At 58.3% G+C, this 21,657-nt stretch carries 31 protein-coding genes; 25 read left to right on the plus strand and 6 right to left on the minus strand.

The features are described from left to right. Window positions 1-181 precede the first annotated feature (181 nt). A complete protein-coding gene (locus DFR38_RS05295; RefSeq protein ID WP_146215920.1) occupies window positions 182-2,881 on the minus strand; it encodes a DUF5906 domain-containing protein in 2,700 nt (899 codons plus the stop codon). 61 nt (window positions 2,882-2,942) lie between these two features. Here DFR38_RS05295 and DFR38_RS05300 point away from each other — a divergent pair, with 61 nt between their 5' ends. After that, complete coding sequence (locus DFR38_RS05300) at window positions 2,943-3,194, plus strand: hypothetical protein (RefSeq protein WP_059284644.1); 252 nt, start codon at window positions 2,943-2,945, stop codon at window positions 3,192-3,194. A 102-nt stretch (window positions 3,195-3,296) separates the two neighbouring features. Here DFR38_RS05300 and DFR38_RS21500 read toward each other — a convergent pair whose 3' ends face one another. The 3 genes from DFR38_RS21500 to DFR38_RS05320 form a co-directional block, all read right to left on the minus strand. Beyond that, on the minus strand, window positions 3,297-4,058 hold the full coding sequence (locus DFR38_RS21500) for an antA/AntB antirepressor family protein (RefSeq protein ID WP_110313109.1): 762 nt from the start codon (window positions 4,056-4,058) through the stop codon (window positions 3,297-3,299). A gap of 517 nt (window positions 4,059-4,575) precedes the next feature. Beyond that, window positions 4,576-4,764 carry a hypothetical protein gene (locus DFR38_RS05315; protein ID WP_059284648.1) on the minus strand — a complete coding sequence of 63 codons (189 nt, stop codon included), beginning with the start codon at window positions 4,762-4,764 and terminating at the stop codon, window positions 4,576-4,578. A 138-nt stretch (window positions 4,765-4,902) separates the two neighbouring features. Further along, window positions 4,903-5,397, minus strand: a complete 495-nt coding sequence (locus DFR38_RS05320; protein WP_059284649.1) for a phage regulatory CII family protein — start codon at window positions 5,395-5,397, stop codon at window positions 4,903-4,905. A gap of 321 nt (window positions 5,398-5,718) precedes the next feature. Here DFR38_RS05320 and DFR38_RS05325 point away from each other — a divergent pair, with 321 nt between their 5' ends. Then, complete coding sequence (locus tag DFR38_RS05325; protein WP_082693260.1) at window positions 5,719-6,423, plus strand: LexA family protein; 705 nt, start codon at window positions 5,719-5,721, stop codon at window positions 6,421-6,423. A 49-nt stretch (window positions 6,424-6,472) separates the two neighbouring features. Here DFR38_RS05325 and DFR38_RS05330 read toward each other — a convergent pair whose 3' ends face one another. Further along, window positions 6,473-6,826, minus strand: coding sequence for a helix-turn-helix domain-containing protein (locus DFR38_RS05330; protein ID WP_082693261.1), 354 nt, complete (start codon window positions 6,824-6,826; stop codon window positions 6,473-6,475). A gap of 156 nt (window positions 6,827-6,982) precedes the next feature. On the opposite strand from DFR38_RS05330, the gene DFR38_RS21190 reads away from it, so the two are divergent. From DFR38_RS21190 to DFR38_RS05410, 20 genes are all read left to right on the plus strand, one after another. Continuing rightward, window positions 6,983-7,156, plus strand: coding sequence for a hypothetical protein (locus DFR38_RS21190; RefSeq protein WP_158527691.1), 174 nt, complete (start codon window positions 6,983-6,985; stop codon window positions 7,154-7,156). Window position 7,157: 1 nt separating this feature from the next. After that, window positions 7,158-7,328 (plus strand): hypothetical protein, encoded by a 171-nt coding sequence (locus DFR38_RS21355; RefSeq protein WP_170124153.1) that lies wholly within the window; start codon window positions 7,158-7,160, stop codon window positions 7,326-7,328. Further along, window positions 7,325-7,729, plus strand: a complete 405-nt coding sequence (locus DFR38_RS21835; RefSeq protein ID WP_082693262.1) for a helix-turn-helix transcriptional regulator — start codon at window positions 7,325-7,327, stop codon at window positions 7,727-7,729. The genes DFR38_RS21355 and DFR38_RS21835 overlap by 4 nt, the downstream gene beginning before the upstream one ends. After that, entirely contained in the window at window positions 7,729-7,998 is a 270-nt protein-coding gene (locus tag DFR38_RS05340) for a hypothetical protein (protein ID WP_059284652.1), read from the plus strand. The genes DFR38_RS21835 and DFR38_RS05340 overlap by 1 nt, the downstream gene beginning before the upstream one ends. Beyond that, on the plus strand, window positions 7,995-8,126 hold the full coding sequence (locus DFR38_RS21675; RefSeq protein WP_275576101.1) for a hypothetical protein: 132 nt from the start codon (window positions 7,995-7,997) through the stop codon (window positions 8,124-8,126). The genes DFR38_RS05340 and DFR38_RS21675 overlap by 4 nt, the downstream gene beginning before the upstream one ends. 11 nt (window positions 8,127-8,137) lie before the next feature. After that, window positions 8,138-8,473 carry a hypothetical protein gene (locus DFR38_RS05345; protein ID WP_110313110.1) on the plus strand — a complete coding sequence of 112 codons (336 nt, stop codon included), beginning with the start codon at window positions 8,138-8,140 and terminating at the stop codon, window positions 8,471-8,473. A 30-nt stretch (window positions 8,474-8,503) separates the two neighbouring features. After that, window positions 8,504-8,878: a hypothetical protein gene (locus tag DFR38_RS05350; protein ID WP_059284654.1), complete on the plus strand. Its 375-nt coding sequence runs from the start codon at window positions 8,504-8,506 to the stop codon at window positions 8,876-8,878. A gap of 30 nt (window positions 8,879-8,908) precedes the next feature. Beyond that, window positions 8,909-9,754: a DUF2303 family protein gene (locus DFR38_RS05355; protein WP_059284655.1), complete on the plus strand. Its 846-nt coding sequence runs from the start codon at window positions 8,909-8,911 to the stop codon at window positions 9,752-9,754. 79 nt (window positions 9,755-9,833) lie between these two features. Further along, complete coding sequence (locus DFR38_RS05360) at window positions 9,834-10,502, plus strand: 3'-5' exonuclease (RefSeq protein WP_059284656.1); 669 nt, start codon at window positions 9,834-9,836, stop codon at window positions 10,500-10,502. Further along, on the plus strand, window positions 10,499-11,161 hold the full coding sequence (locus DFR38_RS05365; protein WP_059284657.1) for a nucleoside/nucleotide kinase family protein: 663 nt from the start codon (window positions 10,499-10,501) through the stop codon (window positions 11,159-11,161). Before DFR38_RS05360 ends, DFR38_RS05365 begins: the two co-directional genes overlap by 4 nt. Then, on the plus strand, window positions 11,161-11,400 hold the full coding sequence (locus DFR38_RS05370) for a hypothetical protein (RefSeq protein WP_059284658.1): 240 nt from the start codon (window positions 11,161-11,163) through the stop codon (window positions 11,398-11,400). Before DFR38_RS05365 ends, DFR38_RS05370 begins: the two co-directional genes overlap by 1 nt. Then, the gene (locus DFR38_RS21195) at window positions 11,397-11,561 is read left to right on the plus strand and encodes a hypothetical protein (RefSeq protein ID WP_158527692.1); all 165 of its coding nucleotides are present in this window, start codon (window positions 11,397-11,399) and stop codon (window positions 11,559-11,561) included. Before DFR38_RS05370 ends, DFR38_RS21195 begins: the two co-directional genes overlap by 4 nt. Before the next feature lie 32 nt (window positions 11,562-11,593). After that, window positions 11,594-12,214 (plus strand): Lcl domain-containing protein, encoded by a 621-nt coding sequence (locus DFR38_RS05375; protein ID WP_059284659.1) that lies wholly within the window; start codon window positions 11,594-11,596, stop codon window positions 12,212-12,214. 65 nt (window positions 12,215-12,279) lie between these two features. Beyond that, window positions 12,280-12,882 (plus strand): Lcl C-terminal domain-containing protein, encoded by a 603-nt coding sequence (locus tag DFR38_RS05380; RefSeq protein WP_059284660.1) that lies wholly within the window; start codon window positions 12,280-12,282, stop codon window positions 12,880-12,882. Window positions 12,883-12,926: 44 nt separating this feature from the next. Further along, complete coding sequence (locus tag DFR38_RS05385) at window positions 12,927-13,289, plus strand: four helix bundle protein (RefSeq protein WP_059284661.1); 363 nt, start codon at window positions 12,927-12,929, stop codon at window positions 13,287-13,289. Between the two features lie 242 nt (window positions 13,290-13,531). Further along, entirely contained in the window at window positions 13,532-14,674 is a 1,143-nt protein-coding gene (locus tag DFR38_RS05390) for an RNA-directed DNA polymerase (protein ID WP_211310745.1), read from the plus strand. After that, entirely contained in the window at window positions 14,671-15,315 is a 645-nt protein-coding gene (locus tag DFR38_RS05395) for a hypothetical protein (RefSeq protein ID WP_239688507.1), read from the plus strand. The genes DFR38_RS05390 and DFR38_RS05395 overlap by 4 nt, the downstream gene beginning before the upstream one ends. Further along, window positions 15,312-15,557, plus strand: coding sequence for an H-NS family nucleoid-associated regulatory protein (locus DFR38_RS05400; protein ID WP_059284662.1), 246 nt, complete (start codon window positions 15,312-15,314; stop codon window positions 15,555-15,557). Before DFR38_RS05395 ends, DFR38_RS05400 begins: the two co-directional genes overlap by 4 nt. A gap of 183 nt (window positions 15,558-15,740) precedes the next feature. Continuing rightward, a complete protein-coding gene (locus DFR38_RS05405; protein WP_059284663.1) occupies window positions 15,741-15,986 on the plus strand; it encodes a hypothetical protein in 246 nt (81 codons plus the stop codon). A 9-nt stretch (window positions 15,987-15,995) separates the two neighbouring features. After that, window positions 15,996-16,298 (plus strand): helix-turn-helix transcriptional regulator, encoded by a 303-nt coding sequence (locus DFR38_RS05410; protein WP_193394265.1) that lies wholly within the window; start codon window positions 15,996-15,998, stop codon window positions 16,296-16,298. Here the strand turns inward: DFR38_RS05410 and DFR38_RS05415 are convergent. Continuing rightward, on the minus strand, window positions 16,249-17,544 hold the full coding sequence (locus tag DFR38_RS05415) for a tyrosine-type recombinase/integrase (RefSeq protein ID WP_059284664.1): 1,296 nt from the start codon (window positions 17,542-17,544) through the stop codon (window positions 16,249-16,251). The two genes, DFR38_RS05410 and DFR38_RS05415, sit on opposite strands and share 50 nt — an antisense overlap. Before the next feature lie 232 nt (window positions 17,545-17,776). Between DFR38_RS05415 and mutS the strand changes: the two genes are divergently transcribed. From mutS to DFR38_RS05430, 3 genes are all read left to right on the plus strand, one after another. Further along, entirely contained in the window at window positions 17,777-20,302 is a 2,526-nt protein-coding gene (gene mutS, locus DFR38_RS05420) for a DNA mismatch repair protein MutS (RefSeq protein ID WP_110313112.1), read from the plus strand. 68 nt (window positions 20,303-20,370) lie between these two features. Further along, window positions 20,371-20,808, plus strand: coding sequence for a hypothetical protein (locus tag DFR38_RS05425; RefSeq protein WP_110313113.1), 438 nt, complete (start codon window positions 20,371-20,373; stop codon window positions 20,806-20,808). Window positions 20,809-21,186: 378 nt separating this feature from the next. Next, window positions 21,187-21,624, plus strand: a complete 438-nt coding sequence (locus tag DFR38_RS05430) for a hypothetical protein (RefSeq protein WP_059284665.1) — start codon at window positions 21,187-21,189, stop codon at window positions 21,622-21,624. The last annotated feature ends 33 nt before the right edge of the window (window positions 21,625-21,657 follow it).

Genomic DNA, 21,657 nt, shown 5'->3' on the forward strand with positions numbered 1-21,657 from the left:
GTTTTCCCGCATACGCATGAGAGAAATTTTTCTGACATCACCAAGATGATGGGGTAAAGGGGAAATAAAAAAGGCCCCGCGCACACACGCGGAGCCTGCAAAACCTTTCACACCCTTCACAAAAGGCCGCCCCTATTGGGTTTCAGCCCTTCACACACCCTTCACATCGGCGTCACACCCTTCACATTGATACCTCTCCAGCCAGGTCGATACCCAACTGCTTGGCACCCTGGCGAAATTTGCTGATATGGTCGCCCAGATAGTCCATTTCGGCAAGCCCATCCGGCTCCATTCCCACCTTGAATACCTGCCCCTGCTTCATCGTGCCGTGCGAGCCAAAGCGCCAACGCGCCTTGTTCCGCTTGCTCAGCTTACCAGGCACGCTGCAGCTGACATTGATGCTGAACTTGTTCTCACTGATCGGCGCATGGTCGCCCGTATCATTGCACCACCAGCGGTACACCCGGTACAGATCGCGCGTGGAGCAGCTGACAAAAGGCAACTCGCCCAGCTCCTCATGCACCCACTGATGCAAGAACAGTTCCCAGCCAGACAGGCCGTAGCGGATCACCCGCGCCTTTTCATTGGTCATCAGCGGCTTGGTGTGGCGGTCGAACTTCACAGCTTCTGATCGCTGCACATGGCCAAGCCCGGCGCATGCAGGGCAATCAGGGGTGCACTGGTCACCGGTACGCTCGGCCTCCGGGCATTGCTGCACAGTCAGCGTCAGCGGGAGCGCCTGCAGGAAGGCATAGAAAGCTTCCAGGCCACCCTCACTCACCTCGCGGTCCACATCGATATAGATATCGTCCGCCGCCGTCTCCAGCGGCCAGATCACCAGGAAGCGCCGGTCGTAAGCCTCAATGTGCAGCGGCTGGATGGCATTCGACAGAAACACGCACTGCGCGTGATTGCTCTCCTCCCAGGCATTCATGAATTTCTTTTCGATCACCTGCGTCAGGCCGGTAATCATATGCTTCAGCTTGCCCGTCTGGCTGTAGCGCTGCTTGCTGCTGATTACCTCCTCAAACAGCAAAAACAGCTTGGCCGAACGGCTGCCGGTGTACTGGCTTTCCAGCTCGGACTGGCCCAGCGTAATGGCATAGCGGCCATACAGCGGCTTCACCACCTTTTCCCAGAACATCGATTTACCGGTACCGTGCACACTGCCGTGCATCAGGATGGCCGTATCCATCTTGGCTCCTACATGCTGCAAGGGATAGGCAATCCAGTTGAGCAACCATTCCAGCACCTCCATGCGGCCATCACAAAGATGCAAGGCCAGCCGCAGGATATGGTGGCACTTGGGGAACAGCGCAATCAGCGCCCAGATATCGCGCGGCAGCTGGTGGGCAGGCATTGGCCAGTCAGGCTGCATCTCCATGCCAGACCACAAGTTGATATACCCGTCCTCAGGCAGATCAACGCCCGGCGCAAAGCGCACATTTGCCAGCGGCACCACGCGCCGCTCAGGCGAATCCACCCAGTAATCGTAAGAGCCGCCCATGGCCAGCTTGGCCGCAGCAGCCGGTATCACCTCGCGCAGCTTGCTGTCCCAGACTGATGTCGAGCCATCCAGATACACATAGCGCTGCATGTACGGCACCATCGCCGGATCAGTGCGCCGCGCCTGCTCATCCCGCGCCCGCTTGGCCGCCGATACCTCAGCCTGCGTCACCAGCAGCTTGTCAGGCCGCGCCAGCCAGCCATCCACCGGCTCTTTGCCAAAGCGCGCCTTCAGCGCCGCCATGGTGTATTCGCTGCCGCTGGCCTTGTCGATCACACGGGTTTTACCCTCCACCAGGGCGTACTGCTTGTATAGCAGGCGCGCAATGGCCGACGATGCCTCACCCCCCGCACCCCCGGCATCCGTGTCAGGCGCTGGTTCTGCAGCGGCCTCGCTCGACAAGTCATGAGAGGGTGCGGGAGAGAGCGCCGCCTGCCACTGCGCCACCACCACATCGATACCCTCATGCACATGCAGGTCGTTGAAGTCAGTCGCCTCAGGCAACTCATCGCCCTCGGTCTGATGCCGGGCAATGGTGAATGCCGGCAGCACATAGCGCGCATTGCCAGCCTCACGGCAAGCGGCCTCAGCCTTGGCCTTGCCCGCGCCACCAGTACGGTAATCATCATCCGCCGCAATCACCAGCGGGCTGGCCGGGTACTTGGCACGCAGTATCTTGGCCACTGCCACCAGGTTGCCGGCATCCAGCGCCATGTAGACCGGATGCTGATACGCCACGCCCTCCCGCACGCTGGCAGCCGTGGCATAGCCCTCAGCCAGCAGAATCAGCTCGCCATCCATCGGCTCATCACCCAGCCGACACGCCGCCCCTACCTTGGCCATGCCCTTGTTAAACAGCTTGCTACCGTCAGGTGCTATCTTCTGGCTGCCCACCATGGTGGATGTGTCGTAGCGCAGCAACGGGATGATGATGTTGCCATCCGCCATAAAGCGCACAGCCTCTGCACGGGCCACCTTCTTGCGCTCCAGATACGCCGACACACCCTCGCGCGATGCATCCTTCCACTGCTGCTTGGCACGATTGGCAGCAAACTCTGCCGCACGCGCCTCCCTGGCCAAGCGTGCATCATCCTTGCGCTTCCACTCACGGGCAGCAGCCTCGCGCTCCTCTGGCGATATCTGCTGATAGGAGCCGTCAGACTCCACCTTCCAGTTGTCGGCCTTGTAGCCAAACACGCCGCTGAAATAGGACTTTCCTGTTTTGGCGGAAATATACTCATACAACCGGTACCAGGCTTTTTTCTTCGGCCCATAGGTGTATTTCTTGCCGTCCGCCCGCAGCTGGTGCATATCGATCTGCGGCATGTCGTGATCGACAAACTGCGCCCAAACACCCTCAAGACTTGCACCCACCTTAGTCTCCCAATACCAAATACATTACACTGGCGGCATTTCACCGACCGGAAACACCGTCATGGACATGCTTGAACACGAATCCCGCATCAACCAGCTCACTGGCAACCTGATGGGGGTACAGATGCTGCTGCTATCCGTTGTGGCCAATAGCGGCCGGCGCGTGGAAATTGCCAATCATCTGCAAGAAGAAGCGCGCCGCACGCTGGCGACGATGAATGGTGAGTCAGCCCTGCCAGATGAAGCCCTGCACCATCTGGAAACCTGGCTCACCACCACCGTGGACATGCTACTCAGCGACGAAGCAATCTAAGCAGCCAGCGGCGATGCCACGGCTGACGCACTGGACGTGGCGCATACTGCTCCAGCAGCAAGCGCGTCGTGGCAGAAGGTTTCAGCTTTGCGGTCGTCATGATCAGAAATCCTGTCCGTAGTTGATCAGCACTTTGTCGCGCGTCACGCGGATCACGTAATCGCCGCAAGGGATGCCGTCCGGGCGAATGCCGCTGTGCACCGCCGGGTACAGGCCTTCAAAGCGCTTCATCAGGCAGCGGTCGTAGGCATGCTGCAGCAGGTCGCTGGCGATATCAGCCAGAAAGCCCACGCGGATTTCCGCCAGCACCAGCCGTGCCTGCGCCTCGCTCAGCTCATGCCAGTGGTCAACCTCAAAGCGCTGCACATAGCGGATGTGGAAGGACAGTTCCAGGTCAGGAACCGCCATATTTTTGGCGCAGTCCAGCAGGCGGGTGAACTCGCTGGCCAGCTCAGTGCGGGTAGCAGCTGACATGGGGGCAGCATGCCCATCCACCGGCGCCATGGCGCGGCGCATGGCCTCACGCTCCATGCGGATGAAGTAGGCGCGAATGGCCTTGCCCTGCTCGTTACGCTCCATCATGCCCAGGTGCTTGGCCATGTCGATAGAAAGCGCATAATTCACAGCAGGCCGGCCGCGCCCGATTTTTACTGAATTTTCAGTAAAATTGACAAAGTCTTGATTTTCAACGAATTCCCCCTGCTGAATGCGATCAGCAATCCAATCGTTGAAACGCGTCTTGGCACCAAGAAACGCATGCAGCTCACGGGCATCGCATGCCAGGACGGCATCACCGCCGATATTGGCAATAAAAGTACGGATAGGCGCTGCGGACGCAGCTTGAGGAACAATCTGATTAGCCATGGCAAGGCTCCTTGTAGATCGAGGAAAGACCTGCCACAACCGACGCCAATCGAGGGTGGCAGACCGATGCGGAGTTGGCGTACCGGCTACAAGGACCCGGCGTCTCCGAAGAGACCCCCGCACGGCCCGCCATAGAAACCATGGACGCGCGCATGCGCTGCGAACAAAAATAGCCGCGAGGCGGCTGTTCGCCTTGTAGTGTCAGGACGCCAATCCCGGTCGCGCTATTGAACGCAACGGGTGAAGCATAGTCCCGACCACGGCGAACGGTCAAGATGGGTTGCGGGCGAAGCATTATTTGCCTTTCTTCCAGATCCGCTTCAGGGCGGATTCCATTCGTCGGCGGGCCGCTGGCCCACCGTCCCTTTCGATTTCCGCCAGCAGCTGGCGTCTATCGCTTACACCAGGCGCTGTGGCAATCAGCCGCAGCTGCTGCTGAAACGCCATATCCCAGCTATCGATGTAACAACACGGCCCATCAAACACCTGCCCGGCCAATCCTGCGGTCGGCACCCACTCAGCGGCCATTCATGGCCCGCAGGGTAAGTCGGCGTATCCGCTGACGCCGCATGCGGCGGTATTCCTTGCTGGCGCGCCATTCGGCATCACGCTCAGCCTGCGCTTCGGCCATGCTGGCTTGGCGCTGGGCCTGCGCCTCACGGCGGGCGACTTCCTCAAAAGTCGGGTCTCGATACGTCTGAGCCATGCTCTTTTCTATCCAGGTAATGCTTGATCGATTGCAGCAGGTCCTTGCCTGCCTGCCGCCGCTGATCAGCCGGCAGCATGCGTATGCGCCACGCCTGCACTTTCAACCGATGAAGGGAGAAAGGCAGGCGGTATTGCATCAGCCAGCCTTGGCTTTCTGCACTTCCCTTACCGGGGCGGCAGGCTGCTCGGTACCGTAGATCTGCATCAGCAGCGTCAGATACTTCACCACCTGCTCGGTCAGCGCCTGGCCACGGTCCTGAATATGCAGGCGGTAACCGGTATCGATTTCGTTGTGCTTGGTGATGGCGGTATTGACCGAGTCAAACAACTCGGCCATGCGCACGGTGATAGCCTGGGATTCGGCCAGTAGGTCAGTGTTTTCCACCGGCTCTTCCGGCGGAGGCAGTTCGACGAACACGCCGCCCAGCTCCCGGCACATTTCTGTGATGGTGTGGCGACCGCGGGTCAGCAGCATGAGGGACAAGGCATCCTCTACGCTCAGCTTGGCACCCTTGAAGCCGGACAGTTTGTGGCGCAGCCCATTCGCGCTGCCGCACACGTCTTTACTCAGGGACTCTTGCGTCCCCACCCATTGCTCGGCATCACGCCGGGCCGCTTCAAGAATGCTCATCCTACGGTCCTCCTACGATTTTCAATCGTTTTGTAGGTACTCAAACCCGCCTGCATGCTCTATGCTGACGGCACATATAAAAAACGCTGATTTATGCAAATCAGCTAAACGCATCGCTTACGGGGTAGTTGAGCGTTGCGGGGGAATCAGTAAAGCGCCTGGTACACACCTACGCGATGAACGCAGTAACGGATGGGCTAGGCGCACGGTCAGAATCATGTCGCCAATAATAGCCAAAGGCTTTTATAGTTTGCAAGAACTTTATAGCCGTTGGAAATTTTGGCCGATTAATTCTAAGAAGTTAGTCAGGGATGACTTATCATGCGCGACATGAATGCAGAAAAGAGAAAGCCACTGGAAGCGTGGCAAATTGAAGATGCCGCACGGCTGAAGGACCTATTTTTAAGGCGCTGGGGCAAGTCCCAGGAGTTATTTGGCGAGACATTTGGACTAGGCAGGCAAGCCACCGTTGGCAACCTGCTAAATGGTCGCCGCGCCTTAAATCTAGATCAGGCTACCCGCTTTGCTCGGGGGCTAGGCTGCGCCATCTCTGACTTCAGTCCTACTCTTGGACGCAAAATCATGGATATCGCACAGAATGACAATGGACAGTCCAACGTCATGCCCGGACCCGAGATACGTGGTAGAGTTCCTTTAATCTCTTGGGTACAAGCAGGTGTTTGGATGGAAATTGTTGATAATTTTGTACCAGGTGATGCGGAAGAGTGGATTGCCACCACGTATCACTCCAAAGCCGGAACATTCGCTCTTCGCGTTCAAGGCGACAGCATGGAACCGCGGTTCCCCGAAGGATGCATCATCATCGTCGAACCTGAAGAAGATGCGCTCCATGGGAAATTTGTGGTGGCGAAACGACCAGGTGAAAACAGCGCTACATTCAAGCAGCTGGTTGTCGATGGCGGACAATGCTACTTGAAGCCGCTCAATCCCAGGTACAGCCTACTTGAGTTCACGCCAGGCACCCAGATCGTCGGCGTCGTGAAGCGAATGGAAATGGAAGTTTAGGGCGCCACCGCCCGCATCTTCAAAAAAAGAGCCCGCATTTGCGGGCTTTTTACTTTCCGGACCAATCCTCAAGTAGTTTTTCAAGAATCTCCAATCGATTCGGAGATAGAGAGCTCAACCTTTCCGCCACGCCGCGCACTCGCACCGGCCACTCTGTATCGAGCAGGACTTCTCCATGCTCAAGCCACCACTCCGAAACCCCGAAAAAACCGGCCAGGGCCTGAAAATGCTGGCGCTGCGGCACCACTCCACCCCTCAACCAGTTCGAAACAGTTTGCTTGCTGACGCCGATTGCACGCGCAAGCGCCCGATCGGAAATTCCGATTCCGTTTCGATATCCGCTCATCAGGCGGGCCAGACGAGTAGCGAATGGTAATGGGTGATGGCTCATGGCCTGAATCATGGATGTCGTGTCCGCAAACTGCTATTGCCACATTGGCAATTGGAATTTGTGGCTTTATTGCCACAGGAATTGAATTGATCATAGCACATGGCTTTTACATTTCAAATCCATTGGCTATAGTTGAGCCATGTTCAACAGCCGACAGGGATTTGCGCCATGACCGCACTTCGCCCCGTTCAGCAGCACAAGGCCACCCCGGCCGCTTTTTCCCTTCTTGATTCCAGCCTGACCGACCAGACCGCACGCGAACTGCGCGCTGCCGGCTACGCCATCAAGAGTCCGTCTTTCCACAACGGCCGTGCCGTCTACGCCGTCATCAAGCGGGGCTGACATGCGCACTTTCAGCCCACAACGCGATTACCTCGAACGCCGCGCCTGTCAGCGCAGCAACGAAATCACCGGCCACAGCCTGCGCATCCAGCCGACAGCAGAAGAACGCCGCCGCCTGGCCGCCCGCCGTGAGATTGAAAACCGCCGTATTGAGCGGGAGGCACTGCTATGACTTCCGGACAGAAATCATGCCCACCGGCATGGCCTACTGGCTCTCGAGTACTGCGGCTGCGGGAGGTTTGTCTTTTGACGGGGCTGTCTAAAACCACCATTTACAAGCTTGGAAATGAGGGAAAGTTTGTCCCTTCAATTTCATTGGGAGGCGCTTCCGTCGGGTGGCCAAGTCATTTGGTTGAAGCATGGCTAGCCGAGAGATTACAGATTTCACTTGAAAAAAAGCTTGATGCAAATAACCCGCCCCATCGGCACCGCCCGGCGGAGTTCAAGATTTACCAAGGCGGTGACAGATCGATTAGTGATCGTCCCTGCATCAAGTTAACGGAAAAAGATCGTCTCCGAGCAGCCGCCCGCCGCGAGATTGAAAACCGCAAAATCGAGCGAGAGGAACCGTAATGAGCACCCTGCAAGAAATGGTCCGCAGCACCGCTGCTGAGTTGGCTGATTTGCAAATGATGGAAGCGCAAGTGCGCGACCGGCGCGAAGCATTTCGCGCATCACTTCAGTTTCAGCTGCAGCAGCTGACGCAAGCCAATTGCCCAAGCTCGGTAGACCTTGAGGATGGCCAGACTTTCAGCATTGCGGACGAATGGTGGGACTTTAAGGACCTCACCATGGCCATCAGCCTGACTCCTACCGTCACCAAGCTAAGCGCCCTGAAATGAAGCTCAGCGAAGAAGGCCGCCTGGCCACCAAACACTTTTTCCTTGGCATTGGCTGGGGCTTTGCATGGCTTGCCGCGCTGGTCTTGGCCGAAGCCATCAGCAACGGCCTCAAGTGGGGCCACCTGTGAAAGCCCACGCCATGAAAACCATCCTGATTACCGGTGACAAGCCGGAACACAAGCTGCGGGCCGCGAAAGTGGCTATGCAGATCGCCGAGCAGCACCACGGCGTCCGCGCCGAAGTGACTGGCGTCAGCGATTACACCGCCAACAAGTATGGCCTCAAGCCTGCGCCGGGCCTGGGCAAACCGCTGATCAAGATTGTGGTGGCCGGCAGTGAAACGCAGGGCCGTGGCCGCGGCCGCGCCGACAAGGTCATCAACATGGCCGCACCCACTTTTGCCAAACACCCGAACGGCCGCAGCGTCACCTTCGCCTTGCGCGAAGCGGTAGACCACTGCCTGGCATCGGCCTGATCAATTTATTCAACAGCACTGGAGAACGACATGCGCGCAGCAACTGATCAACTTCGCGACATCCGCGCCGGCGAGATGGTGGAAGAACTTACCGAGCAACTGGCACAGGTAGTGAATGCGGTATTGGCTACCGGCAAGAAAGGGAATCTTACCCTCAAGCTGAATGTCGACCCGGCCAGTAAGGGTGACGCCGTGGTGACCATTACCGACGACATCAAAGTCACCATCCCACGCGAGAAGAAGGCCGGCACCCTGATGTTTGCTTTGCCGTCCGGCTCCCTGCAACGCCAGGACCCACGCCAGACCGAGCTGAAGCTGGAAGCCGCCCCCAAGTCGGAAAACACTCAGCCGCTGGCCGCAGTACCCACTACCCCGACAGCCCTCAAGGCTGCTGGCGGCAACTGATCCATCAACCTTCCCGACTGAAAGTAGACCATGACCGAGCAATGCAACGTACAAGCCGCGCTGGCTGCCGCCCAGAAGCCCTTTGTTCAATTCATCAACGGCACCCCTTTCCTGCTGCTGCCGGCCGGCGACGGCAGCTGGAAAGCTGAAGAACAATCCAAGCTGCGCGAAACGCCCCTGCGCAAGCAAGGCACCACCAATATTCACCAAGCCGATAGCTTTATCAGCTATGTGAATCTGCACAAGCAGGCTGGCACGCAAATCATTGTCGATGCCGACTATGCGGCGAACCGCGTGAAGTTCAAAGCCATCATCAACGGCGACTCGGCCACCGGCGCCGGCTTTGCAGACCATATTGCACGCTTCGACCCGCAGACCACTGTCGAGTGGAAAAACTGGACCGGCATGAACGGCCAAAAAGGCGACCAGACCAAACTGGCAACTTTCCTGACCGACAACATCAGCAACATTGCCTCGACGAACCCCGCCGACCCGACCCGCCAATATCCCAACGCCGCCGACGTACTGGAATTCATCACCAATCTGGAAATGACCAGCACCGTGCGCTATCGCAGCGGCACCAAGGTGCAAAACGGCCAGGTGCAGTTCGAGTACGTCGAGGAAGGCAGCGACCAGACCAAGGGCAAGCTGCAAATGTTCGAGCGCTTTGGTATCGGCGTGGTGCCGTACGCCGGCGGCCAGGGCTATTTCATCGAAGCCTTCCTCCGTTTCCGCATCAACCGCGAATCTGGCGCCCTGACGATCTGGTTCGATCTGCATCGCCCTGACCAGGTGCTGGAAGCGGCCACCAAAGCCGCCATCGATCAGCTGAAAGCCGAAATCACCGACTGCCCGATCTACTTCGGCACCGTGTAACCACTCCTCCGGCCACCCGGCCGGCTTCCTCAAGCCGCTGCAATGCGGCGGCTTCGGGAAGCAACCACAAGGAAGCACCATGAAACCGACTCGACACATCATCGTCGACCTTGAAACGCTGGATACCCAGCCATCTGCCGTCATCCTGACCGCTGGCCTGGTGGCGGTGGAAATCACTGAAACCGAATGCATCACGCTGGGCAGCTGGTATCGCCCTCTTCTCTGGGATCACCCTCGGCACAATCAAGCTGGCAGATCTACCAGCCAAGATACTGCTGACTGGTGGGTAAAGCAGTCAGATGCCGCCCTTAGCGAAGCTTTTTGCAATGACTACGATGCGATTCCAATATCTCTTGCGCTTAACTCCCTCAATGCCTGGCTACAGCTGAACCCTTACCCCATCTGGGGCAATGGCAGCGACTTTGACAACGCCGTCCTGCAACACGCATTCAAGCAGCACGGACTGCGCTGGCCCTACTGGCGCAACTGCTGCCTGCGCAGCACCAAGAACCTCGCCAATCAGCTGGGCCTGCATGTGGAAATGCCGGAATGGCCAGAGGGCAAGATCAAGCACCACGCCCTGCACGATGCGGAGTATGAGGCCCGGATTCTGGCCGCCCTGCTTCGCGCCTTTACTGAACAAAACCGCATATACGTCACCATCCCGGCACCCATCGCCAAGTTTGAAATAGCCGATGTGGCGCAACTGGTGAACCTGATTATTTCTGAACAACGGGGGGCAGCATGAGCCCATTACTGATCGGCCTGACTGGCCAACTGAAGTCCGGCAAGGATACGGTTGCCGACCGCCTTGTCTCCCACCACGGGTTTGTGAAAATTGGCTTTGCGGACACCATCAGAAGGGAGGTAGTGGAGGCCTATGGCCTGACCACCTTCGGTAAGTCATTGCTGGAAAACCAGGACCACAAAGACAACCCGACCCGGATGCTCACGCTGCTGGAATGCCGCGATCACGACTTTGTCACCTACCTGCTGGATACCGGGTTACCGCATGCCGACTTGGCCAGCAAGCGCTCACCGCGCTGGATTCAACAACGCTGGGGCGATTACAAGCGCGCTACAGCCGGATGGGATTACTTCATCAAGGTCACCCAAACCACCGCCAGTGAATGGATGGAACAGGGCCGGCGCAACATCGTCATTTCCGGCGTGCGCTATGCCGCCACAGCCCCGACGCCGACTGCTGAAGCAGACATGGTCCACGCGCTCGGCGGCCATGTGGTCCTGATCACCCGACCCGGCCTGACCCAGCAGGATCACAGCACGGAGTTGCTACTGCCGGACGGCTGCATCGACTTCACCATCAAAAACAATGGTTCGCTGAATAGCCTTTACATGCTGGCAGACACCCTTGTGCTGCTGCCGGCGCGGTTGACGGTGGCGTGATGGCGACCCGCATCCGCCGCAAGCACGGCTTGCCACGCGACGAGTATCTGGCGCGAAACCGGGAATTCTGCAAACACGGCACCGACCTGCCGCAAAGCAAGCTTGATGCCGATATGGTCCGGCAGATACGGGCCGACGCGGGCACCCATAGCCAGCGCCAGCTGGCCATGCGCTACCAAGTCCACCAGACCACCATCCACAAGATTCTGAATTACACCACTTGGGTGCACGTTCTATGACTTACCAAAACTATGCGGACCACCACCTGATACCGCGCACCACGCCGCCAGCCGGCGAGTGCGAAACCATGCGCCAGCCGAAAGAAACCTGCGGCTGCCCCGATTGCTGCGATAGCCGCTACCCCGCAGACCTGGTGGAGAGCGACGGCGGCGAAGTTTGAAGCACCATTTATTTTTTCAAGGAGAAGCAAAGATGAACGCACCGAAACCAGCAGTTCCCGCAGTACTGGAAACTCCCGCCATTGGCGAAGCCTTTGAAGGCGGCTTCTTTGCCGGACGCATTCGTATTGGCTCGAATGAATTCGCGCTGATCGTCTCCCCGAAAGCGCCAGGCGAAACCGACATGGCATGGGGCCCGCGCAGCAAAGATATCAAAGCAGCCCGCAGTTGCTTTGACGGCATGGCCAATACCAGCGCCATGGCAGAAGCTGGCAGCGAACTCGCCAAATGGGCGCTCGCCTTGAACATCGGCGGCCACGCGGACTGGTATATCCCCAGTCGAGATGAGCTGGAAATCTGCTACCGCAACCTGAAGCCTACCGGTCAAGAAAACTACTGCTCATTCCGCGATGGCGACAACGCCAGCAGCATCCCGGCTGGATTCCTTTATACCGAGCAGTCCCCGGCACAGACCGCAGTCAGCGCATTCCAGGACGAGAACGCTGAGGCATTTGATTGCTGCTGGTACTGGGCTAGTACGCAGTACTCGCCCGGCACCGCATGGTCTCAGGACTTCAGTGATGGCTACCAGGACCTCAACCACGAGGGCATTGAGCTCCGTGCGCGGGCCGTCCGCAGAATCCTCATCCTTTAATCCATTCATCCCTTTTAGCCGGGCGCACCGCGCTCGGCAATTTACCTAACCGCAAGGAGAATCACATGGAACAAAGCACCATCTCCATCCCTGTCGGCTCAGCAACGCTGCTGGTTCAAGCCGAGGATGCAGCTCGCATCATCATCGACAGCATCATGAAACCCCAGGCCCCTGCCATTTTTACATCCAAGACCGTGCCAGACATTGGCCAGCACTGGGATGAGCAAGGCGGTATTTACGCTGGCAAAGCGCGCGGGATTTCTATTCCCGATTACCACCTGGTTATTGCTTCTGGCGATGGCGGCTTTGTTGAAGACATCCAATGGGGAGGATATGAGGAGGATGAGCCGGAGGCTAAATGCCAATGGGACGGCCTCGCCAATACCCATTCCCTGGTCAAGTCGAAGCATTCCCACCCTGCCGCAGAGTGGGCTGCTGGACTGGTTATTTGCGGATTTGCTGACTGGTACTTACCCAGCCGACGCGAGTCCGCCCTGTGCTATGCCATGGCGCCCGAGGCATTTCCACAAGCCGGCTGGCACTGGACCAGCACGCAGTACTCGCCCGGCGTCGCATGGGTTCAGGGCTTCAATGGTGGCACCCAGGGCGGCTACCACAAGGGCGTTGAGCTCCGTGCGCGGGCCGTCCGCAGAATCTCATCCATTTAACCCTTTATTCATTTAGCGCGGGCGCAAGCCCGCGCCATTTCGGCATGGCACTGCATACCCAACTCCCGATTTACAAAGTCACTTACGACTTGCTGACCCTGGTTACCACGCTGACGAAAAACATGGACAGGGACTTCAAGCGCTCTCTTGGCGACGACCTGCGCAAAGACTGTGTCTCGCTGGTTCGCTTGGTTTATCGAGCCAATTCGACTCGAAACAAGGCTCCCCACCTGGAGATGCTGCTGGAAAACCTGCAAGTCATTGAGCTGACACTTCGCCTCTCCGTGGACATGCGACTTATCTCGCGTGGCCAATACGCAGCGGCGATAGAGCAGACAGACAAAATCGGGAAACAGGCACAAGGCTGGAAAAGGAAATCAGCCGCTACCGCATCGCCTGCTGCATGACCGTCAAGGCGGTCTTGCCTGTGCGATTTTTGAATCTGGTCGTACCGCTGGCTCACAAGGCCACCGACATGCGCTCTAGGGGTACCGCCGGCAGCAGCCGGGCTGGCCTGGCGCAGTTTCACAGCCGATCGGCACGCCTTCGGCTGTGCGATGTAGATCGTACGAAATGACGCAGTACTCGCCCAACAACGCATGGAATCAGAACTTCAATGATGGCAACCAGAACAACAACCACAAGGACAATGAGCTCCGTGCGCGGGCCGTCCGCAGATTCAAGTGCCGGCCATGCCGACTTTTCTTTCCGCGACTTGGTGGAAGCCTACTTCGACTGCCGCCGCACAAAGCGGAACAGCCGCAGCCAGTTGGCATTCGAGGCCAATCTGGAGCGCAACCTGATTGGGCTATTTGATGAATTACAGGCAGGCATCTATCGCCCTGGCCAATCCATCTGCTTTGTAGTAACCCAGCCCAAGCCACGCGAAGTATGGGCAGCAGCGTTTCGCGATCGCGTGGTGCATCATCTGCTCTACAACCATATCGCACCACGCTTTCACGCTTCATTCATCACAAATAGCTGCGCATGCATCCCCGGGCGCGGAACGCTTTACGCCGCTCAGCAGCTGGATGGCATGATCCGGAGCGCCAGCCAGAACTGGAGCCGCCCCGTGCACTACCTCAAGCTGGATCTGGCCAACTTCTTCGTCAGCATCGACAAGGACGTGCTGCGCCACCAGCTTGCCGCCAAAATTCCTGAGCCGTGGTGGATGCGCCTAGCGGAGATAGTGCTATTCCACGACCCGCGAACCGACTTCGAATTCCGGGGCCGCACCCAGCTGATGCAGCGCGTTCCAGCACACAAACAGCTACTAAATCAGCCGACCAATCGCGGCCTGCCAATTGGCAACTTGTCTTCGCAGTTTTTCGCGAACGTGTACCTCAATGCGCTTGATCAGTTTGCCAAGCACCAGATCAAGGCCCGGTATTACGTGCGCTACGTGGACGATTTCATCCTGCTGCATGAGTCACCTCAGTGGCTGAACGGGGCAAAAGGCAGGATCGAAGAATTCCTGCAGCAGCGCCTGCACGTACAGATCAACCCCAAGAAAACCATCCTGCAACCGGTGGATCGCGGAGTGGACTTCGTTGGCCAGGTAATCAAGCCATGGTCTCGCACTACGCGCCGCCGCAGCCAGCGGCAGGCCATCGAGCGCTGTGCCCACATGGATCGCAGCTCCCTATTTGAGGCGGCAAATAGCTACTTCGGTCTACTTGGCCAAGCACAGCACAGCCATGGAGACCGCGCCAAGCTGGCAAACACACTGCTTCGGCGCGGCTATTCCGTCAAATCAGACATGACCAAAATTTACAGGAGGAAATTTGCATGAAAAAGGATTGCAGCATGAAAGAGCGCCCAATTTTGTTCTGTGCGCCGATGGTGAGGGCGCTGCTAGATGGCAGCAAAACGCAGACTCGGCGAGCCATGAAGACTCAGCCTGTGCTGAATGGAAATTTCTGGCAGGTATACGGTGCGAGCTGGTCTCAAAAGGTCAAAAGCATACCCGCAATTTTTGGGCATAGCTTAGCTAACAACTGCCCATACGGCCAACCCGGAGACCGGCTGTGGGTGCGGGAGACGTGGGACTTTCTGCCGAGCGGAACCAGTGAATGCATGATCCGATACTTTGCCGACAATGCAATGGAGCAGCGCACCACTCCAGCCAACTTCAATCCGTTCATATACGGCCATGAGAAAAAACGGCCAAGTATCCACCTTCCTCGTTGGGCCAGCCGCATCCTACTTGAAATCGTCAGCGTGCGCGTGGAGCGACTGCAGAATATCAGCGAGTCGGACGCGCTGGCGGAAGGCGTGAAGTCCTGCGAGGCCGAGCTCGATACCAGTGGAAACTGGTACGCACCGGAGGAGCTTTACTCGATGCTCTGGACGAAGATCAATGGCTGGGGCGACAGCGGCTGGAATGCAAACCCCTGGGTCTGGGTAGTCGAGTTTCGGAGGATTGAGCCATGACCTTCCATCAACTCGACCTGCTGGCGGATGCGCCCATGATTGGTCAGATAGCTGCGGATGTGGCGCTGACAACTAAAGACCGAGAGCGCGCACGCATCCAGCACGGGATGAAATCCATTTTCATTATGAAGATGCCGGATATGCCTGCGATGACGTGGGGCGGTCGCGGTCAGCAGCCGCGCTGGATCAGAGACTGGCTGGCAGCCGGAAACAAGCTGGAACCTCTGCTGGCTCAGCTATGACCCAATACCGCTACCACCAGCGGCTGACCGGCGCTGAAATTTACGTCGGCCCGGAGCTGCCGCGGTCAATGGCTGGAGCTACAGTGACCCGGCAGGAATGGATACCTGCCCAAGACCCGAATGATTGGCCGCCAGGACAATGGGGCCCGGATGTGAAGATTGATGAGACAAAGCACACACAACATGGATAGGCAGGAGTGGCGCGCTACCGGTGCCCGACTTTACGCCAAACACGGCACCGACCTGCCCCAGGCAAAGCTGGATGAAATGACTGTCGCGAAGATCCGCCGACAATACGCCAGAAAACAGCGGCTGATTGAGATGCTGAACAGCAGCTACAGCGCGGCCGGACTGGCCAGACGCTACGGGCTGCATGTCAGAACAGTGGAAAAGATTTTGCGCCGGGATACCTGGGCGCATGTGAAATGAGACAACAAAATGAAAACTGACGAACTACTTCGGAAACAGTACGATCCGAAACCGCGCATTCAGCCGATTTTCATGGACCTGCAAACGGTAGCAGCCGCCTTGTCCATTTCAGTCTCCACCGTGCAGGCACTGGTCCGCGCCGGAGACCTGCCCGGCCCTCGCAAGATTTCCGGCAACCGGGTTGGCTGGCTGTGGCGTGAGATTGTTGAGTGGTCAGAAAACAGGCCATTATCCGATATCCCGCCGCCGCCGAACACTGGCGCTAAGAAACCTCGGAAGCCAACTCCTCAAGATGGTCTGATAACCGTTTGAGCCAAACAATTTTTTCTGCATCAAAAGTGTACTGGTTGTACACCCCTTCAACACCAGGCAGAAGATGCCCGATGATGGTTTCAGCAACATCACTCGGGCATCCAATTGCTGATAGCCTTGTCCGTGCCGTGCGGCGCAAATCATGCGGGGCCCAATGCGTCACCGGCACGCGCAACCTTACTTTGTCCGGGCAGCTCTGACAGTATGGCTGGTGGTAGTAGACGGTTGATTGAATTGTTTTTTGCTGAACCGGCTCATATCTCTTTCCCGGCAGCCTGGCGGGAAACAGCCAACCCTCACCATATAATTCTTTTCGTCGGGAAATAATCGTCAGCGCTCGACCAAACAGAGGAATTCGCAAGTCAACAGCTCGCTCATGCCGAGCATTCTTTGTTTTCGCCTTAGGTTGCACCCACCACCATTGGCCTCCCTCATTGATGATCTCGCGCCCCTCCATCATGACGATCTCAACACCACGGGCCGCTGTCCACAGATAGAGCGTCAAGACATCGTCAATCAAGCGCGTGAAATTGGGCAGCCAGCGGATCAACTGGCCAGTCTCTGCAGGGCTCAGCACGCGCTTTGACGTCCCGATGTACTCCCCCTGAAGCTTCTTGCCTTTCGATTTTAGCTTCCCTCGCAAAATCAGCCGCCACCAGTTCGGCGCGTTGTCCGGCAATCTACCAGCATCCAAAGCAAAGTCCCAAGCCGCCCCCAACTCGCGGCGCAGCTGCTTTGCAACGACCGGCGTACTGGCATATGACTGGATCAGATCAAACGCCTGAGTGCGGGTGATGTCTGCAGCAATGCACTGCGCGGCATCCCCCAGCATCGTTGCAAATAGCCGCTCAACCTCTGTCGCACCCTTCTTCGCACGGGCCGGTCGAATGTGCCCCCTAACGTAATCATCACAGACATCCTGCACAGTGTAGGGCTTTTCTTTCTTTGCCTTGGGCTGCGCACTGTCGGCCAAAGCGGCAACCCGCACGGCTTTTCGCTCATCTGCAATATCAATCCCCGAGTCTCGCCGTGCTCGTAATTGCTCCCACGCCACAATGGCGGCATGCATCGACATTTCTGGCCACAGGCCTATCTTGACTTGCCGCAGCTTTCCACTGACCGGGCTGCGATAGCGGTATGTCCACGTTCGGCGATCACCTCGCGCTTCTAAACGCAGACCGGGATGATCGGGGCTGGTAAGATATTGACCAGGACCCAGTAGCTTTGCAGCCCGAGCGTCAAACATGGAATTCTCCGGTATAGGTTTTCACACCACAAAATGTGCAGTGTAGGTTTTCAAAAAAACCAAACACAAAAACTATACCAGACTTGCAAGTGAAGTTACATTGCAGTCAAGCGCAGACAACAAGACGCGCAACGCAAACGCCAACAGAAACTTCATTCAAAAACAATGCGTTGCAATAATACTCATTAAATATCAAGCAATTACAGTGCAAGAAAAAACACAACATACGCCAATGATGCAGCAGTACTTTGCCCTGAAAAACCAGCATGCCGACAAGCTGCTGTTCTACCGCATGGGCGATTTTTACGAGCTGTTCTATGAGGATGCGGAAAAGGCGGCACGCCTGCTGGACATCACCCTCACCACCCGCGGTGCCAGCGGTGGCAATCCCATCAAGATGGCCGGGGTGCCTTACCACGCCGCCGAAGGCTATCTGGCGCGGCTGGTGAAAATGGGCGAATCGGTGGCCATTGCCGAGCAGATTGGCGACCCGGCCCTGGCCAAAGGCCCGGTGGAGCGCAAGGTGGTACGCATCGTCACCCCCGGCACGCTGACCGATGCCGCCCTGCTGGACGACAAGCGCGACAACCTGGTGCTGGCGGTAAACATGCACAAGGGCACGCTGGGCCTGGCCTGGCTGTCCATGGCCAGTGGTGAATTCAAGATCATGCAAACCGGCGTGGAAGAATTCGCCAGCGAACTGGAGCGGCTGAAACCGGCCGAGCTGGTCTTGCCGGACGACAGCGGCCTGAACATCTTCGAACAGGTCAGCTGCCCGCGCAAAAAACTGCCGCCGTGGCAGTTTGATACCGCATCCGCCCAACTGGCGCTCACCCGCCACTTTGGCACCCACGATCTGGCGGGCTTCGGGGCTGACACCCTGCCAGTCGCGGTAGGGGCAGCCGGCGCGCTGCTGGAATATGTCAAATCCACCCAGAGCGTGAACCCGGCGCATATTTCCCAGCTGGCGGTAGAGGATGCCGGCGAGCTGATCCGCATGGACGCCGCCACCCGCCGCAATCTGGAACTGACCGAAACCATACGCGGCGAACCCTCGCCCACGCTGGCCTCCTTGCTGGACAGCTGCGCCACCAGCATGGGCAGCCGTCTGCTGCGCCACTGGCTGCACCACCCCATCCGCCAGCATGGCAAGCTGCAACGCCGCCTGGAGTCGGTACGCGCCCTGCTGCCGGTGCATCAGGATGTCCACGCCCAGCTGCGCGAAGTCGCCGATATCGAACGCATCACCGCGCGCATCGCCCTGCGCAGTGCCCGTCCGCGCGACCTGGCCGCGCTGCGTGACTCGCTCAAGGCCCTGGTCGGTGCCAAGCAGCTGGCCAGCCGCCTGGACGCCCCGCTGCTGGGAGAACTGGCACGGCTGCTGCCGGACAACTCACCGGTGGAAAGCCTGCTGACAGCCAGCATCCTGCCGGAACCGGCCACCTTTCTACGGGATGGCGGGGTGATCAATCACGGCCTGAATGCCGACCTGGACGAGCTGCGCGCCATCCAGACCGACTGCGGCGACTTCCTGCTGGCACTGGAAGCCCGTGAAAAAGAGCGCACCGGCATCACCACCCTCAAGGTGGAATTCAACCGCGTGCACGGCTTTTATATCGAAGTCTCGCGCGCCCAGGGCGACAAGGTGCCGGACGACTACCGCCGCCGCCAGACCCTGAAAAATGCCGAGCGCTACATCACGCCGGAACTGAAGGAATTCGAAGACAAGGCCCTGTCGGCACAGGACCGCTCGCTGGCACTGGAAAAACAGCTGTACGAACAATTGCTGGACCAGCTGGCGCCGCATATTCCCGACCTCAAGCTGATCGCCCAGGCCGTGGCCGGGCTGGACGTGCTGGCTGCCTTTGCCGAACGCGCCAGCAGCAACAATTATGTCGAGCCGCAGTTCGTCAGCGATACCCGGCTGGAAATCATCGCGGGGCGTCACCCGGTGGTGGAGGCCGAGGTGGAACGCTTCATCGCCAACGACACCCGCCTCAGCGACGAGCGCAAGCTGTTGCTGATCACCGGCCCGAACATGGGCGGTAAATCCACCTATATGCGGCAGAATGCACTGATCACCCTGCTGGCGCACATCGGCAGCTTCGTGCCGGCCGAGCGCGCCGTCATCGGCCAGATCGACCGCATCTTCACCCGCATCGGCGCCTCGGATGACCTGGCCGGCGGCCGCTCCACCTTCATGGTGGAAATGACCGAAACGGCGAATATCTTAAACAACGCCAGCGCGCAATCGCTGGTACTGATGGACGAAGTGGGCCGCGGCACCTCCACCTTCGACGGCCTGGCGCTGGCCTGGGCCATCGCCAAGGCGCTGATCGAAAAAAGCCGCGCCTACACCCTGTTCGCCACCCACTATTTCGAGCTGACCACCCTGGCCGAACAATACCCGGCCGTGGCCAATGTGCATCTGTCTGCCGTCGAGCACAAGGACCGCATCGTGTTCATGCACCATGTGGACGAAGGCCCGGCCAGCCAGAGTTACGGCCTGGCGGTGGCCCAGCTGGCCGGGGTGCCGCCCAAGGTCATCCGCGAGGCCAGACGCTATCTCGTCGAGCTGGAAAACCAGTCGGCCGCCCGCGTCCAGCCCGATCTGTTCAGCGCACCGCCGGCCATGGCCAACAGCGTGGAAAGCGAGCCCAATCCGGCGCTGGACATGCTGCAAGACATCAACCCGGACGAGCTCACCCCGCGTCAGGCACTCGACTTTCTCTATCAAGTGAAAAAACTGCTGAATTGATACAGCAAAATGACAAGCATCATCTATGATGAAAAAATCATGACACGCAGAGAACAGGAGTAAGCACTATGTCGTCGCAGAGCACTGCCAGCAACCCGGGGTTTGTTCGCCTGTTTGGACACACTGGAGATGATGGCAGCATCACCCTTCAAGCCATCCGCGAGCGCGCCAACAAGCAACTGGCCAAGTTTGCCAGCCTCGCGGAAGAACAACTGGTGGAACGTCAGATCAGCATGCCGCCTGCCATCAGTCTGGTCAGTTGTCCGGCGTGCAGCCTTACCCTGGAAAACAACCATCCCCAATCCGATGAAATCCTCAGCTGGCTCACTGACAATGCCAAGCTGTCCAGCCAGTTCAAAGAAGTGGAAGTGTTGTTCGAGCTGGTGCGTGCCGCCGAAGCCGCAGGTGAAATCTTCCCCGAGACATCCTGCTTTCATATCGGTCTGACCAGTGCCGGTCCCATTGCTTATTTCGAGGACCATGCGTGCAGTCCCTACCCACAATAGTTTGTGCATTCAGTTAGCGGACCGGGGGAGACATCCGTCTCCCCCGGCTGCTGAACAGCTGATGTGCCACGGCTCTGCCACCACCCCGGCCACACCACGCCTCTCCAGACAAGCCTTGCATTGCGCAAGCTGCCCGCCTTGATCCCCCTGCCCTTGCCCGGCAAAGTCACCTCGCGGTTTACCCAGCCGACAAGACAGGGTGCTGCCGGCACACGGCAGAGAAAAGCACTTCCCCTGCATTCTTGGCAGCACCATGCCAGCCCACCAAGAACACGGAATTTACGACTCATCAAAGAGAAAATTCTGTAGCAATCATCAGACTCCCCATCCGGCCTGCCCTTCTACCATCAAGGTATCCCATCCCTCTGGAGCAAGAACATGCCGCTGACCGAATCCCCCCGCCAGGCTACATCCGCCATCAGCAAAGGGCAGGCGCTGCCGCCCGCCACCCTGAGTGACAATTTGCGGCTGCAAGCCAAAACCCTGCTGGGCAGCCTGGGACGGCAAGCCCGTCTCGAACTGGTGAGCCGCGGCATACACATCCCTCCCGCCATTTGCCTGGGCAGTGATCAGCACGGGCAAGTGCAGTTGCTCAGCCCACACCCACAGGCCCGGCAAATCCGTCTGTGGCTGAGAAACAGCCATTACCTGCGCGAGCTGTTCCTGGAACTGAGCAGCCTGTTCGAGCTGCTGCAGGCTTGCAGCACCGAACAGGCCTTCCCCGCCAGCCGCCGTTTCTGCCTGGGCCTGACTTCAGCCGGTCCACTGGCTTATTTCGAAGAGTATCCCCAGCCCAAGGCAGCCCATGCCGGCTGAAACTCGACACAGGCATGCAAAAGGGAAGCCGCG

Source organism: Aquitalea magnusonii (assembly GCF_003202035.1).
Classification (GTDB): domain Bacteria; phylum Pseudomonadota; class Gammaproteobacteria; order Burkholderiales; family Chromobacteriaceae; genus Aquitalea; species Aquitalea magnusonii.